Below are 15,084 nucleotides of genomic sequence, written 5' to 3' on the forward strand. Positions count from 1 at the left end.
GCGGCGACGAAGGACCTTATGCCCGCAGAACGACAGACGTAACCACGATTTGTTCTACCGTGATAAGGTCCTTCGCAAGCTCAGGATGACACGCGCTTTTTTCGTTCACAAATTCACCACTCCATCACTTACTTCTCTCAAAACCGATACCGCGCCTGGGCTTTCACCTCCGAGCGACGGTTGCCCTCAATCAGATCAAGGCCGGAGCCGATGGTAGTCTGGTTGCGGTAGTGCGTATCGGCGTAGCGAAGCCAGAGCGTGAGGTGACGGTTGCAACGCACTTCGGCCAGTAGGTAGGTGCGCGTGCCCTGCCCGTAGAGCGCAGGTACCGAGAAGGCATAAAGCACGTCTTGCTCAAATACATACTGGCGCGTGTCGTAGTCGTCGGTGTCGAACAGGGCGTAGCGGCCGCTCAGGCGCAGGTAGCGCCCAAAGGTGTAAGAGACATCTTGAGCCAACACGTAGCCCGTGCGGCGTGGCCCTTCGCCCTCCCGGTAGCGGGTGCCCTGCACGCGTGTGCGCAGGCTGAACATGGAGGTAGGGTTGGTATCGTAGAACAACAGCAGGCTGTGGCGTAGCGTGGGTTCCGGCAGCGGTAAGGGGCGCGGGTTGTTGGCGTTGTAGTCTTTGAGGCGGGTGCGGAGCTGAGCGTAGAGCAGGCTGGTTTTGGTGGGTGTGTAGGCCAACCGCAGTAGCCAGTCGTGGCCATGCGAGGGTGCGCCTACCCGGTAGCGCAGCCACGGAAACCAGAACTGGTCGTAGTACGCCGAAATTTCCCAGCCCGCCGCCGGTCGCACTTTCAAACCCAGGTAGAGGCCCCGCTCGTTGATGTTGCGGCTATTTTCGCCGAGCGCGTTGCCGTAGAAGGTATGGAAGTCGCGGGCGTAGGAGCGGTAGAGCACGGCAGCATCTACGTTCGGCGCCAGGCTAGCCAGCAAGCCATTCACCGTGCCTACCCCGCCGCTGCTGCTACGGGCCGTTTCGCCAAACAGCAACAGGTTGCGCAGCACGTAACTGTAGTGCACGCCCGCTGCCAGGTTGTTTTGTCCCCGAAACTCATAGGCATTATACAGCTCCGCTCGGCGCAGCAACGCCCTATTGTAATGCGTGCCCACGGCCGTAAGACCTACCGCCAAGTGGCCGCTACGACTGGTATACGTCAGGTTGCCGCCTCCAATGGCCTCGCCCAAACTTTTCCGATTAGCCAGTTCCGTAGCCGTACGGTGCAGCCCCGACACTAGCACGCCCGACGAATACTCCGTAAAGCCATCCAGCGAATCCAGACTTTGCTGATGGTTGGCATCTACGTGCTTGTAGGAGGCAAACGCCGTGGCTCGCACTGTGCTGCTCACGGCTACCGTAGCCGCCGCACCCCGGAAAAATGTACTCTCCAACACCGAGGAGTAGGGCCGCACGCCCAGCGAGCTGCGCCGGATAGTGGTAATGGTTTCGCCACCCTTGCCTACCTGTAACCCCGACGACAGCAATAGCCCCTGCCCAAATTGCAGTTGATAGTCGCCCAAAGCCAAGGTTTTCAAACGGCCACGCTCTTGCACTACCACGTGCGCCGACATAAAATCGGCACCGTAGCGGCGCTGACTGGGCTGCCACGCCAGCGGCTCGCCAGCGTCTTTTTCTGCCGTGAAGCCCACACTGAAATCCTTGGTGTGGCTGACGCGGTAACGCAGCAGCAGCTTATCGGGCGAGCCGAGGTAGCGGCTGGTGAGGCGGCCCATGCTGGTCGTGTCGGCGGCGGTATAGCCACGGCGAGGTTGTAGCACCCGCTCGTAGCGCAGAAACAGAGCGTTGTTGTCTTCGTGCAACACGCGTTGCCAAAGCGGGCCGCGGGCCGCGTTAGGGCCGGCATCCGTTACCGTTACGAAGGGCGCCACACGGTAAATCGTGCGCAGATCGAAGCCATCGATACTTTGCAGCTCGTAGAGGCTCAGCAAGGGTCCTACCTGCTGACGGTGCTCCAGCAACTGGCTGATCTGCACTTCCGACAGCAGTAGAAGGCCACGCAACTCCTCACGATTAGCTAGGTTCAGATTGAGTGGCGTCTGGTAGTAGAGTAGCAGCGTTTCGTAGAGGTCCTCGTAAGGCACGTCATCGCTCTGTTGATCCGCAAACAGCTCCTGCACAAGCCGGTCGAGGTCGGGGGTAGGGCGCGGAAACTGCTGCGCCTGAGTAGGCCTGACCCAGCACAGCAACCACACGAACCCCAGCCAGAACGTTACCCTAAAGCAGCCACGGACTCTTTGGCTCATGGCTGGGCTGGCTTGGTAAGCGGCAAGTGCAGGCTCAGATATTGGCTCAAGCCCAGTGCCGTTTGCCAGGCAGCGGCGTAGTCGATGCGCAGCTGACCCGCCCGGAAGCCTACCCCACCAGTGGTCTGTTCGCTGAGCGCCGCAAAACCCGCCCGCACCTGCAACACCTCGAGCACCTGGTACTCCAGCCCCGCCCGGAAATCAGCATCGTGGTCCACGTCCTTTTCAGTTTCCACGGTCAGCAGCACCTTTTCGGTGGGCTGGTAGCCCAAGCCGGCGCGCAGCACGGTGGGCACCCGTTCGTCCTGGTATCGAGCTAAGCGGGCTTGGTTGAGATTGTAGAGGTAGGCGCCGAACACCAGCTTTTTGGGGACAATCTCAGCCTGTCCGCCTAACGAGAGGGCCATTGCCCGACAGCTACCTAGCCCTTCTATGCTCACCTGCAACACATCGAGGCGGGCGCCCACGCTCACTTGGCCACCGCGGTAGCCATAGGCGGCGCCCAGGCGCTGCTCAGCATAAAGCTTGCCGCCGAAGCGCTGGGCCTCAAAACCAACGACGCCGTTTTTCGGGCGGTTCTCTACTACTTCGCCCAAGGGTAGAGCCACGGCCAGCGCGGCTGTATTGAAGCTGGGCAGCAGAAACCGGTTCTCCGCGTAAAAACCCACTTCTGGCCGGGTGAGTTGCCCTAGCCCAGCGGCATTGTTGCCAACGGCCCACACATCATGGAGCGTGGTGCTGGTGTAGCCTAGTGCCGCCGCCCGCGCCCCTCGGATGCCTGGCCCATTGCCCTGTGCTGAAGCACGTGCTCCTAGAAATAATAGGCAAAAAAATAGCGTGTAGCGTTTCTTCATAGAAAGCTAATCAATACCCTACGATAAATACACAAACGATTCATTAACAGACTATATAGAGAAGAGCCTTCCCGGTTTTATTCAAATACCCCGCCAAACGAAACACCTATCAGGCATCGGGCACTAGCTGCCGGCGTTTCGCGTTCTTTGTGCTACCATGAAGTCGTTGTTCCGCCGTCTGTTGCTGGCGCTGCTGTGGATGTATCGCCACTTGCTGTCGCCCCTTAAGCCCCCTACCTGCCGCTACCAGCCTACTTGCTCGGCCTACGCTGTGCAAGCGATAGAGCGGCACGGGCCGTGGCGGGGCGGCTGGCTGGCGTTGCGCCGCATCGGGCGCTGCCACCCCTGGGGGGCCACGGCTACGACCCTGTACCTTAATCAGCGCAGTGCGCGTATACACTGCTTCTGCTTGCTGCCTTGGTTGTTGTCGGGGCAGCTTTTTTGCACCCATTGTATATGAAGTACATGTCTTTTCTGCTCTCTGCCTTTCTAACCGGCGCCTTGCTGACAAGTAGCTGCTCGTCAAACCCTTCCGAAACCAGTACTACCCCTTCTACCGCTACCACTACTGCTGATACATCATCCGATGATCAGGGTAAAAAAGGTAAAAAGAGCAAAAAGCAAAAGCGCAAAGAGGCTGTGAAAGCCATTGATCAGCTTACCTCGATAGGGCACCTAGAAGAGGTGCGCGAAAGCTCGGGCCTGGCCATTGCCGATGAGCCCGACACCTTTTACACGTTCGGCGACGATGGCAACCCACCCATTGTATACAAGGTAAGCGATACCGGCAAGCTTCTGAAAACGATTCGCTTGAGCGCCACCAATCACGACTGGGAAAGCATTGCCCGCGACGACAAGGGCAACTACTTTATGGGCGACATGGGCAACAACAACAGCGACCGGCGCAATTTGGCGGTGCTGCGGTTTCGCCCCGAAAGTCCCGATGAGGTAGGCATGATCAAGTTTACCTACCCCGATCAGAAGGAATTCCCCCCCAGCAAGAAGGAGCGCAATTTCGATGTCGAGGCCTCGCTTTGGCACCAGGGGCAACTCTACCTGTTCACAAAGGACCGAGGCGCCAGCACTACCAGCAAAGTATACACCCTACCCGACAAGCCGGGCACCTACGAGGCAAAGCTGCTCACCAAGCTCTCTATTCCTGGGCAGGTAACGGATGCGAACCTTAGCCCCAATGGGCGCCGACTCGTGCTGATGGCCCGCCAGGAAATGTTTGTGTTGGAGGGCAATTCAATGACTGAAATTCTGAAAGCCACGCCAAAGCAGATTTCGCTGAAAAACACCGGTCAGACGGAGGGCGTTGTCTTTGTTGATGATGACACGATTTATATTAGCACTGAACAAGGCAACTTATATAAGTACGAGTTCTGAGTAGCGTTGCGACTTTTGGATAAAAACGGGTGTCATCCTGAGCGGAGCGAAGGGCCTTATCACGATACAACGACTCATTGTATCGTGATAAGGTTCTTCGCTCCGCTCAGGATGACACCCGTTCTTTTGCTTTTATAATTCTACTTTGCCTGCGCCAGCTTCGGGTTTTCGTTCTCCTTGCCCAAGTCGCGTGGGGCGTAGCCGTAGGGATTTTTGGGATCTTTGCCGGCACGCCACAGCACATACGCACCAATGGCTATCAGCGGGATGCTCAGAATCTGGCCCATATCCAAGGGTAGGCTGTTCTCAAATTCCACCTGACTCACTTTCAGGAACTCCACGAAAAAGCGGAACGTGAAGAGTAGCACCACAAACAGCCCGAATAGCTGGCCGCGTGGGGTGCGTTCCTTGGTGCGGTTCCACATAAAGTAGAGCAGCACAAACAGGAACACGCAGAACAGTGCCTCATAAATCTGGGTAGGGTGGCGCGGTACGGCCACGCCATTCACAAAATGCTCCTGGTCGCGCAGGAAGATGAAGGCCCACGGCACGTCGGTTTCGCGACCCACAATCTCGGAGTTCATCAGGTTACCCAAGCGGATGAGCGCCCCACCCGACGCCACCACAATAACGATGCGGTCGAGGGTCCAGAGCACATCGAACTTGTTGTTGCGGCTGAATAGGTATACGGCCAAGATAATCCCGATAGTAGCGCCGTGGCTGGCCAAACCACCGTGCCATATCTTGAATACCTCCAATGGGTCTTTCAGAATTTCGGGCTGGTAGAACAGCACGTGCCCCAGTCGGGCGCCTACAATGGTGCCAATCAGCATGTAGATGGTGATGACATCCACCCACATCGGTGATACTTTCTCCGACTTGTAGATGTGCGCCAGCACAAACGTGCCCACCACAAAGCCCGACATGAACAGCAGCCCGTACCATCGCAACGCCAGCGGCCCCAGCGTAAATAAACCTAAATCCCAGGGGCCAAACTCGGCAATGAGGGGCGACACATCCCAGGTGATGGCAGCAAGAAAAGAAAGCATAGGGTAGGCGAAAGATGATAGAAATTCAAAGGTACTTACTTCCTGTTTGGTAGCCGAACAGCTATGTGACCTTATCAAAGAGGTTATTCTCCACTGAAACTGGTCTCAAGCTGATTATTACTTTCCTGTTGTGCCCCGCTCACTGCGTGCAGTCCCGCATCATCGCCACTAAGCAGAAGCAAAATGCCGAGCATAACGGCGTAGGCAGGCCAATGCCGCCAAGTCCGTAGTGGCGGGTGCTTCGTTCCTGTGGCACCCACCAGCTTAGCATGCACCCGGCCGTAAAAATACGGGCGAGGTGGAACGGCTACTTCAGTTCTCCACTGGTGCAGTAGCTCTTCCCATTCTTCATCGGCCTTCGTGCGATTAGTTGAATCAGGCATGGCGTTGGGTGGGTTGAAGGTGATGACGAAGCGTTTTGCGGGCGCGAAACAATAACGATTCTACAGCCGACACGGTGGTGTTTAAAACCGCGGCTATTTCCTCGTAATTCAGTTCTTGTTCGTGGCGCAAGGTGAATGCTATTTGCTGTTGGTCGGGCAGCCGGGTGAGGCGCGCCCGCAAAAGCTCTACCTGTTGCTGGCCCTCCAGCTTTGCCTGGGGGTGTTCGTTATCGACTGGCTCGTATAGCACGCGGTTGTCGAAGCCCAGTAAACTGGTTAGGTAGGCGAAACGCTTGCGGGTGCGGGCTTGCCGCTGATGCTTTAGAGCCCGCGAGGTAGCCAGCCGATAGAGCCAGGTAGTAAGGGCCGCTTCGCCCCGAAACCGGCCGATCGTTTGGTAGACTTCCACGAATACTTCCTGTGCTACGTCTTCGGCTTCTTCCGGCGAACGAAGCAGTGCCAGCACCGTGCGGTAGATGCGGTCCTGATATTGCTCCACCAGCGTGCGAAACGCCGCTTCGCTACCCTGCTGCAATTGAGCTACCAACTCGGCCTCCGCGCAAGCCGTAACGGGCTGCGCGGCAGAAATTAACGGTTGAAGGCAAGGTAGCGGAAGAGTATACATCCGGAGTCAGAAAAGAGAGCATAGCGCCCTACTTACTCCGGCCGTAGCCGCACGTAGCAGGGTCACATCAACTTAGGTCCACTCATTGCAGAAAACTTGCTCAACTTCTTCAAATAAAATACAACTATCTGTAAAACAGTAGTATATTTTTTAATAAAATGAGTTAGGCCTTATGTACTCGCTCGGCGGGCCGAGTAAGTGCATAAGGCCTAAGTAAACTGAGTATATCGCCCCTATTGAAAATGAGCATTACTCACCAACTAGCTACAACGCGTTCAGTTCCTCGGTATATCCGCCACTCAAGATGGGGAAGCGCAGCCAAGAGCGAGGGTCCACATTGTAGTCGTCGAGGTGGAAGGCGGGGGCGTACCGCTCACGTTTCCACTGGTTGCGGCTCCACAGGGAGTAGAAACGCTTCACGTAGGTTTTCAACTGTTCGCGCTCAGTAGCCGGATTTTCTTCTAGTAGGGTAGCCAGCACCTGGGCCGGGCTGAGGCGGTTGTAAAACGCCAACCGCTCGATGCGGTTGAGCAGCACGTAGGGCATTAGGTCGCGCTCGTCGGTTTGCTTTTCTTCCAAGGGGCGCAGCTCGGCGGTAGGTTGCAGAGCATTCACGTGGCGAAGGGCCGCGTAATGACGCTCTACCTCGGCCCAGCGTAGCCACTGCTTCACAAAGTCCTTGTCGACGCCGGCAATGGGCGAGATACTACCCGCTGTGTCGCCATCCATGGTGCAGTAGCCTACTGATGCCTCAGAGCGGTTGGAGGTGGTGATGAGCAGGGCGTTGAGTACGTTGGCCAGCAGCCAGATACCAGGTGCCCGCACCCGCGCCTGAATGTTTTGCAGGGCTAGGTCGTCGGTTTGCCAGGTAAGGGGGCGCTCCAGGGCGCCGGCTATTTTGCCCACGTACCCCGATACTTCGTCGTCAATGTTCCAGTTATGAAACACTGCACCCAACTCCTCGGCCAGCTCCCGGGCCGAGTTCAGCGTGTCGTCGGAGGAGTTGACGGTGCCCTGGTAGGCACACGTCAGCAGACAGCCGGTGATGCGGCGGTTGGTTTCGCGCTGCTCGTCGGAAGTCACTGCTGTACTGGCTTTGGGTAGGTTGGCGGAGGGAGCTTCCTGCGGCGTGCCATCAGCGGCGGCTAGATGTTGCTGCTCGGTGGGCGATTCCGTCTGTCCGGTTATATTCTCAATGTCTTCGGCCGTGAAGCAACCGGTACGGCGCATAAACTCGGCCGTGCCCAGCTCAGCCGTGCCCAGCCGCACCATCTCTGCCACCGATACAGCACACATGCATGAGTCGGCTCCGCCTGACAAGCTCAGCACGAAGCCACGGGTGCGGGCCTTGCGCATGTAGTCAAACAAGGCTAAGCTCAGGGCCTGGTTCAGTTCTAGGTACTCGTCGGGGGTAGGGAGCTGCTGAATTTCGGCGGCCGGCTCCAGTGGCGTGGCAAAATCTACATCCACGCATTCCACATCCACTTCCTTGAAGCTCAACAGCTGATTACGCGTCAGCAAATGACCTTCGCGGGCCACCAGAATCTCGCCATCGTAGATGGTACGACCGGCCTCGTTGCCCAGCAGGTTGGTGTAGAGGTAGGTGCAGTGAAACGTGCGCGAGGCATTCAGAACCAAGTTATACCGCGTGTCGGTCTTGCTCATCGCAAAATGGCTGGCCGAGGGATTCACAATCAGGTCTACCCTACCCTGCAACCGAGCAGCGGGGCGCACGTCGTCGGGACGCCAGGCATCTTCACAAATCTCGAAGCCAAAACGCACACCCTTATGCTCGAAAGTTAGGTCGCCGAGGAGCCACTCCTGGCCTTGCCAACGTACGGTAGTGGTTTCGCCAGCTGGCCAGGGGTAGAAAAAGCGGGTTTCGTAGTGCACGCCGTCGTTGGCCAGAAACTGCTTGGCTGCAAAGCCCAAAATTTCACCATCACGCAGCACACAACTGGTGTTATAGGTGCGCCCTTCCAGCCGCACGGGTAGGCCTACGCACACCAGAATGCCTTCCGTCCAGGGACGGATTTGCTGCAAATACTCCAGCGCTTCCTCACACAACCAGTCGCTTAGAAATAGGTCTTCGCAGTTATAGCCGCTTAGGCACAACTCGGGCAAGCAAAGCAGCTCTACCCCCGACGTGCGGGCCTGCTCAATGGCCGTGCGAATGGTGCGCAGGTTGTGCTGCCACGCGAAAGGAATCTGATTAAGCGCTGCACCGGCGATACGCATACTAGTGAAGTTGTGAAAGGTGAAATTGAGAATAGAAACAACAGTAGAACGTCATGCTAAGCTTGCCGAAGCATGTCGTGTGCTGATAAAAGATAGTATCCCACATCAGCACGCGATATGCTTCGGCAAGCTTAGCATGACGTTCTACGAAGGAAAAAATTACTTCTGCGTCAGCTTGCTGGCAGCTGCTTCGTCCAGGTACCACGTCACGTTGCCGTTGGTGGGCTGGATCAGCTGGGCGGGGTAACGCTGAATGTCGCGCTCCTCCTCCAAAATCTGCCGCACAGCTTCGGCCTTGCCCTCGCCGTATACCAAAAAGATGGTAGAGCGGGCTTGGTTCAGTAGCGGGGCCGTCATGGTAATACGATTCGCCTGTATTTCGTCGATGTACAAAGCCTGCACGCTCACGCTTTCGTCGGTGAGCACGGAGGTGTGCGGAAACAGCGACGCCGTGTGGGCATTGTCGCCCAGGCCCAGCAGGTCCAGATCGAGGGGTAGGGAATCTTCGCTGCCAAAGTAGCGCTGCATGGTGTGGGTGTAGGCAGCAGCAGCTTCCGAAGGACTCAGACTGGTATCGACAGCAAAGATCTGCGCTGGCTTGATACCCAGCGGGTCGAGCAGCGCCCTTTTGGCCATCAGGTAGTTGCTGTTGGGGTCGGTGTGCGGCACGTACCGCTCATCGCCCCAAAAGAAGTCTACCTTGTCCCAAGCCAACTGGTCGCGGTAGTCGGCAGCCAGCAGTTCAAACAGCTTTTTGGGCGACGACCCACCCGATAGCGCCACCGCAAACCGGCCGCGCGCCGCAATGGCCTCGTTGCCTGTTGCCACAAAATACTCTGCCAGCGCCCGCGAGGCTTCCTCCGATGAGTTGAAAACACGAATAGCCATTAGCACTCTTTTTTATCGGTGAGGGGTAGCGTGAACCAATGGAAACCGTCGCGGGCAATAAGCGCCTCGGCAATTTCCGGCCCCCACGAGTCGGCAGAATAGTTGGGGAAGTTCATGCTCTTTTTGCTTTCCCAGGCATTGAGAATCGGCATGATCAAGTCCCAGGCGGCCTCTACCTGGTCGCCCCGCATAAACAGCGTCTGGTCGCCGAGCATGGTATCGAGCAGCAGGGTCTCGTAGGCCTCTGGTGTATCGTTGGTATAGGTGCCTTGGTAGTCGAATACCATGTCTACCCGGTTCAGCACCATATCCAGGCCAGGGCGCTTGGCTTGCACCTGTAAGCGGATGCTCATCTCGGGCTGAATGCTAATAACCAACCGGTTCTGGTGCCACGCTTCCGCCGACTCAGTCGGGAAGATCAGGTGCGGTACGTCTTTGAACTGAATGGTGATGATGGATGCCGAACGGTGCAACCGCTTGCCTGTACGCAGGTAGAAAGGCACGCCCTGCCAGCGCCAGTTGTCCACGAAGAACTTAATGGCAGCAAAGGTTTCGGTGTTCGAGTCAGGATCTACCTTGTTTTCTTCGCGGTAGCCAGGTACCTCTTTGCCCTCTACCCAGCCCTTGCCGTACTGCCCGCGCACGGCGGCAGAACGCACTTCTTCTGGCCCAAAGCGACGCATAGCGCGCAGCACGTCTACTTTGCGGTTGCGCACTTCATCGGCCTCAAAGCCCACAGGCGGCTCCATAGCTACCAGGCACAGCAACTGCAACAGGTGGTTTTGTATCATGTCGCGCAGAGCGCCTGAGCCGTCGTAGTAGTCGCCCCGCTCGCCCATGCCCAATTGTTCCGTCACCGAAATCTGCACGTGCTCAATGTAATTGCGGTTCCAAAGCGGCTCCAGAATGGCATTGGCAAAGCGGAAAGCCATGATGTTCTGCACCGTTTCCTTGCCCAAGTAGTGGTCGATGCGGTAGATCTGACGCTCCTGGAAAATACCGGCCAGCAGGTCGTTCAGTTCCTTGGCCGTTTCCAGATCATGCCCAAACGGCTTCTCAATGACAATGCGCACCCGGTCGGGGTCCTCAGCTAGCTTGGCCTCAGATAGGTTGCGGGCAATGATGGGGAAGAAGTTGGGCGATACGGCCAGGTAGTAAATCACCTGCGCTGCGGCGTTCCACTCGGCTTCGTGCTGGGCTACGTGCTCACCAAACTGCGTGTAGGTAGCCGCGTCGTTCAGGTCCGACACCTGGTAAGTCATGTGCTGGGAAAACTCCTCCCATTTCTCTGCCTTCACCTTCCCGCGGCGCGAAAACTTGTTGATGTCTTCTCTTACCCGGTCGCGGAAGGCCTCATCTGTCAGCTTGGTGCGGCCCGTGCTCAGGATGGCAAACTGCGCGGGCAACCACCCGTCCAAAAACAGATTGTATAGGGCTGGAGCCAGTTTGCGGGCATTCAGGTCGCCGGTACCCCCAAAGATGACAAAAATGGTGGGCCGGATTTTCTCTTTATTGCTCATGCGTACGTCGTAGCGAGTGATGGTGGAAGACACGAATTATTTGTTGGGGATAACAGGCGTTTCGTTCTCGGTGCCGGTGCCACGGTGTGTGTCCTCCTTATTTTCGGCGTCCTCATGCATGGGGGTCCATTGGGTATGGAACACGCCTTCGTGCCCAATCAGCTCGTAAGTATGCGCCCCGAAGTAGTCGCGCTGGGCCTGAATGAGGTTGGAAGGCATCCGGCCGGTGCGCAGCGTGTCGAAATAGCTGAGCGCCGCCGCCAGTGCGGGCGTGCCAATACCTACGGTAGCCATGCGAGCTACCACCGCACGCGCTCCGGCTACCGACTCCTGCACGTGCTGGCGCACGGTATCATCGAGCAGTAGGTGGGCTAGATCGGGCTTTTGCTGGTAGGCGTTGTAAATAGTATTCAGGAACTCGGAGCGGATGATGCAGCCCCCGCGCCAGATCTTGGCAATATTGGCCAGGTTCAAGTTGTACTCATATTCTTCCGAAGCACGGGCCAGCATGTGCATCCCTTGGGCATAGGCGATGATCATGCTGAAATACATAGCCTGCTCCAGCTCTTGCAGTTGCTGTTCCTGGTCGTCGTTTCCGGGGGTAGGACGTGCCTGATACACCTTTTCCATCTCCTCACGCAGCGACTTATACTTCGATAAATCGCGCATCGCCACGGCCTCATCAATCAGCGACAAGGGTACTTGCAGGTCCATAGCAATTTGCGACGTCCATTTGCCGGTACCTTTTGAGCGAGCTTCGTCCTTAATGTCATCCAACAACAAATGGTCGGTGTCGGGCGCGATGTAGGCGAAGATATCCTTGGTAATATCAACCAGAAACGACTGTAACCGGCCCTGGTTCCACTTAGCATACACCTGTTGCATGGATTCGTTCTCCATACCCAGGCCATTTTTCATCACGTCGTACGTTTCGGCCAGTAGCTGCATAATGCCGTACTCGATGCCGTTGTGCACCATCTTCACAAAGTGCCCAGCGGCGCCCGGCCCGATGTAGGTCACGCACGGCTCGCCGCCCACCTTGGCTGATACAGCTTCCAACACAGGCTTCATTTTCTGATAGGCTTCTTGGTCGCCGCCCGGCATCATGCTGGGCCCGCGGCGGGCACCTTCTTCGCCACCCGAAATGCCCATCCCGAAGAAATGCAGGCCTTTCGCTGCCAGCTCTTGCGCCCGGCGGGTAGTATCCAGAAAATAGGAGTTGCCACCATCAATCAGCATATCGCCCTCGTCCAGTAGGGGCGTAATCTCGGTAATCACGCTGTCTACAATCTTCCCGGCTGGCACCAGCATCATGACAACGCGGGGCTTAGCTAGGCTCTGCACAAAAGCGCTCAGGTCCGTAAAGCCCTCCACATTGTGCACACCGTCTTCATCGGCCTCCTTTTGCAGCAGCGGAATTTTGCTGGTGTCTTTGTCATAGCCAGCCACCGAAAAATCGTGGTCGGCCATGTTTAGCAGCAAGTTGCGGCCCATAGTACCCAGGCCAATCATGCCGAAGGCGTAGTTCTTTGGTTGTGGTGCGCTCATTGGGGAAGAAAGTTTCTAGCAGTGTTAGATGTGTGGTGAAATGCGGAAGCGGATGCCGCGAAGGTAGCAATTGGCAGCAGACGGCCTACCCTTTTCTAACCGGCAGGGTAGGGCATGGTTTCGGATAGCGCTGCCTGCGGTTGGGTAGGGTGTACGTAAACTCTGGCGTAGATGATAACGAAAAAGCCGACGGCCTACCCTATTCTTGGGCAAGCCGCCGGCTTATAACACAGCAATACAGTTGTTTTTTTTATAGTCCTAGTGCGGTGAGGGCACGCTCAGCGGCCAGCTGCTCCGCCTGCTTTTTGGAAAGCCCCATGCCAGTAGCTACTACTTCCTCGTCGATGAGCAGCGTAGCCGAAAACTCCATCACGCCGCCTCCGCGTGGTTCGCCGGCCAGCTCGTAGCGCACTACTTTGCCCTGGCGCTGTGCCCACTCAATCAGCTTGCTTTTAAAATTGGAAGTCGTTTCAGTCAGCGACTTCACATCCACAAAAGGCTTAATCAAGCGACTGAGTACAAACTTACGGGCCACTTTATAGCCCTGGTCGAGGTACACGGCGCCCACTAGCGCCTCCAGGGCGTTGCCGTTCACGGAGCGCGAGCGGGCTGCCCTACCCTGAGTGGCATCCAGCTGCACTAGCTTATCGAGGCCCAGCTTGAGGGCAAGTTGGTTGAGGCTTTCGCGGTTGACGATGCGGCTGCGCATTTCCGTCAGAAAACCCTCCTGCTCGTACGGAAACTTGCGGAACAGATATTCCGCCACGATAGTACCCAACACGGCATCGCCCAAAAACTCCAGGCGCTCGTTGCTTTGGTGTCTACCCTGCGTAGGCTGCTGCCGCACCACCGAGGAGTGCGTGAAAGCCAGCCGATACACACGCACGTTGTCGGGCGAAACGCCCGTCATCGTGGTAATAGCCTGCCGAAAGGCCCGGTCGTGGCCTAGCAACCGCCGAAAAAAACCAAATACGGGCAAGGGCTGACCGGGCCTCGGCATTAGTCGCGGAATTTGCGGAAGACCACCGACGTGTTGTGGCCACCAAACCCGAACGTATTGCTCACAGCAATATTAATTTCCCGCTGCTGCGCCTTATTGAAGGTGAAGTTCAGCCGGGCATCCAGCTCGGGGTCGTCCGTAAAGTGGTTGATGGTAGGCGGCACAATGCCATTCTGGATGGCCAGAATGCTGGCTACTGCCTCTATCCCGCCAGCGCCGCCCAGCAGGTGGCCGGTCATGCTCTTGGTAGACGAGATGTTGAGGTTGTACGCAGCGTCGCCAAATACCTTCTGAATGGCCGTAATCTCAGCACCATCACCCAGCGGAGTGCTGGTGCCGTGCGTGTTGATGTAATCTACATCTTCCGGCTTGATGCCTGCATCGCGCAAAGCGTTTTGCATCACCAGCACCACACCTTCGCCGGTAGGGTCGGGCGCCGTGATGTGGTAGGCATCCGAAGAAAGGCCACCGCCAATGATTTCGGCGTAGATTTTGGCACCGCGCGCCTTGGCGTGCTCATAATCTTCTACCACCAGCGCACCACCGCCTTCACCCAGCACAAATCCGTCGCGCTCCTTATCGTAAGGACGCGAGGCAGTTTGAGGGTCGTCGTTCCGCTCGCTCATGGCCTTCAGGGCATTAAAGCCCCCTACCCCGGCTTCGGTAATAGCGGCTTCGGAACCACCGGTTACCACTACATCGGCCATCCCCAAACGGATGTAGTTGTAGGCCGATACAATAGAGTCGGAAGAAGAAGCGCAGGCCGAAGTCGTGACGAAGTTGGGGCCACGGAATCCATTCTTGATAGAAATGTTGCCCGACGAGGAGTCGGCAATCATCTTCGGAATGAAGAACGGGTTGTAGCGCGGCGTGCCATCGCCGTTGGCGAAATTGAAGCACTCCTGCTGGAAGGTAGTGAGGCCACCAATGCCGGAGCCCCAAATTACACCCACCCGGTTTTTATCAATACCACCATCGTGCAGGCCGGCGTCTTTGATGGCCTCGTCGCTGGCGATAACGCCGAACTGCGTGAATAAGTCCATCTTCCGACCTTCCTTGCGGTCGAAGTAATCGTCGGGATTGTAGTTTTTAACTTCGCAGGCAAAGCGCGTTTTAAACTTACTGGCGTCGAAGCGGGTGATAGGGCCTGCGCCGCTCACGCCCTGCGCTAGGCCTTCCCAGTAAGCGGGGGCCGTACTGCCAAGTGGGGTAATGGCCCCGATGCCGGTCACAACAACTCTCCGAAGAGACATAGGCTAAGGAACAAACGAAAGAATAGGAAAGGGTAGGAAAAGCAAAACGGCCGGCGGCAAGCCGGCCGAT

Annotated in this window: 12 protein-coding genes; 2 read left to right on the plus strand and 10 right to left on the minus strand. The window is 57.0% G+C overall.

Annotation, left to right across the window (positions count from 1 at the left end; translation table 11 throughout):
- Window positions 1-137: 137 nt before the first annotated feature.
- Both MUN82_RS13670 and MUN82_RS13675 read right to left on the minus strand, forming a co-directional pair.
- A complete protein-coding gene (locus MUN82_RS13670) occupies window positions 138-2,267 on the minus strand; it encodes a ComEA family DNA-binding protein (RefSeq protein ID WP_245091275.1) in 2,130 nt (709 codons plus the stop codon).
- Window positions 2,264-3,121 (minus strand): hypothetical protein, encoded by an 858-nt coding sequence (locus MUN82_RS13675; RefSeq protein ID WP_245091277.1) that lies wholly within the window; start codon window positions 3,119-3,121, stop codon window positions 2,264-2,266. Before MUN82_RS13675 ends, MUN82_RS13670 begins: the two co-directional genes overlap by 4 nt.
- A gap of 157 nt (window positions 3,122-3,278) precedes the next feature.
- Between MUN82_RS13675 and yidD the strand changes: the two genes are divergently transcribed.
- Window positions 3,279-3,581: a membrane protein insertion efficiency factor YidD gene (yidD, locus tag MUN82_RS13680; protein WP_311136399.1), complete on the plus strand. Its 303-nt coding sequence runs from the start codon at window positions 3,279-3,281 to the stop codon at window positions 3,579-3,581.
- The gene (locus MUN82_RS13685) at window positions 3,578-4,510 is read left to right on the plus strand and encodes a YjiK family protein (protein WP_245091279.1); all 933 of its coding nucleotides are present in this window, start codon (window positions 3,578-3,580) and stop codon (window positions 4,508-4,510) included. The genes yidD and MUN82_RS13685 overlap by 4 nt, the downstream gene beginning before the upstream one ends.
- A gap of 140 nt (window positions 4,511-4,650) precedes the next feature.
- Here MUN82_RS13685 and lgt read toward each other — a convergent pair whose 3' ends face one another.
- The 8 genes from lgt to fabF all read right to left on the minus strand — a co-directional run bounded on the left by lgt (window position 4,651) and on the right by fabF (window position 15,014).
- The gene (lgt, locus tag MUN82_RS13690; RefSeq protein ID WP_245091281.1) at window positions 4,651-5,559 is read right to left on the minus strand and encodes a prolipoprotein diacylglyceryl transferase; all 909 of its coding nucleotides are present in this window, start codon (window positions 5,557-5,559) and stop codon (window positions 4,651-4,653) included.
- A 375-nt stretch (window positions 5,560-5,934) separates the two neighbouring features.
- The gene (locus MUN82_RS13695; RefSeq protein ID WP_245091283.1) at window positions 5,935-6,567 is read right to left on the minus strand and encodes an RNA polymerase sigma factor; all 633 of its coding nucleotides are present in this window, start codon (window positions 6,565-6,567) and stop codon (window positions 5,935-5,937) included.
- A gap of 264 nt (window positions 6,568-6,831) precedes the next feature.
- The gene (gene nadE, locus MUN82_RS13700; protein ID WP_245091285.1) at window positions 6,832-8,805 is read right to left on the minus strand and encodes an NAD(+) synthase; all 1,974 of its coding nucleotides are present in this window, start codon (window positions 8,803-8,805) and stop codon (window positions 6,832-6,834) included.
- A gap of 159 nt (window positions 8,806-8,964) precedes the next feature.
- Window positions 8,965-9,693 (minus strand): 6-phosphogluconolactonase, encoded by a 729-nt coding sequence (gene pgl, locus MUN82_RS13705; RefSeq protein ID WP_245091286.1) that lies wholly within the window; start codon window positions 9,691-9,693, stop codon window positions 8,965-8,967.
- The gene (zwf, locus tag MUN82_RS13710) at window positions 9,693-11,213 is read right to left on the minus strand and encodes a glucose-6-phosphate dehydrogenase (protein WP_245097569.1); all 1,521 of its coding nucleotides are present in this window, start codon (window positions 11,211-11,213) and stop codon (window positions 9,693-9,695) included. Before zwf ends, pgl begins: the two co-directional genes overlap by 1 nt.
- 36 nt (window positions 11,214-11,249) lie before the next feature.
- Window positions 11,250-12,761, minus strand: a complete 1,512-nt coding sequence (gnd, locus tag MUN82_RS13715) for an NADP-dependent phosphogluconate dehydrogenase (RefSeq protein ID WP_245091288.1) — start codon at window positions 12,759-12,761, stop codon at window positions 11,250-11,252.
- Window positions 12,762-13,011: 250 nt separating this feature from the next.
- Window positions 13,012-13,761 carry a ribonuclease III gene (gene rnc, locus MUN82_RS13720; protein WP_245091290.1) on the minus strand — a complete coding sequence of 250 codons (750 nt, stop codon included), beginning with the start codon at window positions 13,759-13,761 and terminating at the stop codon, window positions 13,012-13,014.
- Window positions 13,761-15,014, minus strand: a complete 1,254-nt coding sequence (fabF, locus tag MUN82_RS13725) for a beta-ketoacyl-ACP synthase II (RefSeq protein ID WP_245091292.1) — start codon at window positions 15,012-15,014, stop codon at window positions 13,761-13,763. The genes rnc and fabF overlap by 1 nt, the downstream gene beginning before the upstream one ends.
- Window positions 15,015-15,084 lie beyond the last annotated feature (70 nt).

It is taken from the genome of Hymenobacter aerilatus (assembly GCF_022921095.1).
Lineage (GTDB): Bacteria > Bacteroidota > Bacteroidia > Cytophagales > Hymenobacteraceae > Hymenobacter > Hymenobacter aerilatus.

Bases quoted from the DNA above. Each gene is read 5' to 3' on its own strand.
- MUN82_RS13670 (WP_245091275.1), bottom strand. From the start codon at position 2,267: ATGAGCCAAAGAGTCCGTGGCTGCTTTAGGGTAACGTTCTGGCTGGGG.
- MUN82_RS13675 (WP_245091277.1), bottom strand. From the start codon at position 3,121: ATGAAGAAACGCTACACGCTATTTTTTTGCCTATTATTTCTAGGAGCA.
- yidD (WP_311136399.1), top strand. From the start codon at position 3,279: ATGAAGTCGTTGTTCCGCCGTCTGTTGCTGGCGCTGCTGTGGATGTAT.
- MUN82_RS13685 (WP_245091279.1), top strand. From the start codon at position 3,578: ATGAAGTACATGTCTTTTCTGCTCTCTGCCTTTCTAACCGGCGCCTTG.
- lgt (WP_245091281.1), bottom strand. From the start codon at position 5,559: ATGCTTTCTTTTCTTGCTGCCATCACCTGGGATGTGTCGCCCCTCATT.
- MUN82_RS13695 (WP_245091283.1), bottom strand. From the start codon at position 6,567: ATGTATACTCTTCCGCTACCTTGCCTTCAACCGTTAATTTCTGCCGCG.
- nadE (WP_245091285.1), bottom strand. From the start codon at position 8,805: ATGCGTATCGCCGGTGCAGCGCTTAATCAGATTCCTTTCGCGTGGCAG.
- pgl (WP_245091286.1), bottom strand. From the start codon at position 9,693: ATGGCTATTCGTGTTTTCAACTCATCGGAGGAAGCCTCGCGGGCGCTG.
- zwf (WP_245097569.1), bottom strand. From the start codon at position 11,213: ATGAGCAATAAAGAGAAAATCCGGCCCACCATTTTTGTCATCTTTGGG.
- gnd (WP_245091288.1), bottom strand. From the start codon at position 12,761: ATGAGCGCACCACAACCAAAGAACTACGCCTTCGGCATGATTGGCCTG.
- rnc (WP_245091290.1), bottom strand. From the start codon at position 13,761: ATGCCGAGGCCCGGTCAGCCCTTGCCCGTATTTGGTTTTTTTCGGCGG.
- fabF (WP_245091292.1), bottom strand. From the start codon at position 15,014: ATGTCTCTTCGGAGAGTTGTTGTGACCGGCATCGGGGCCATTACCCCA.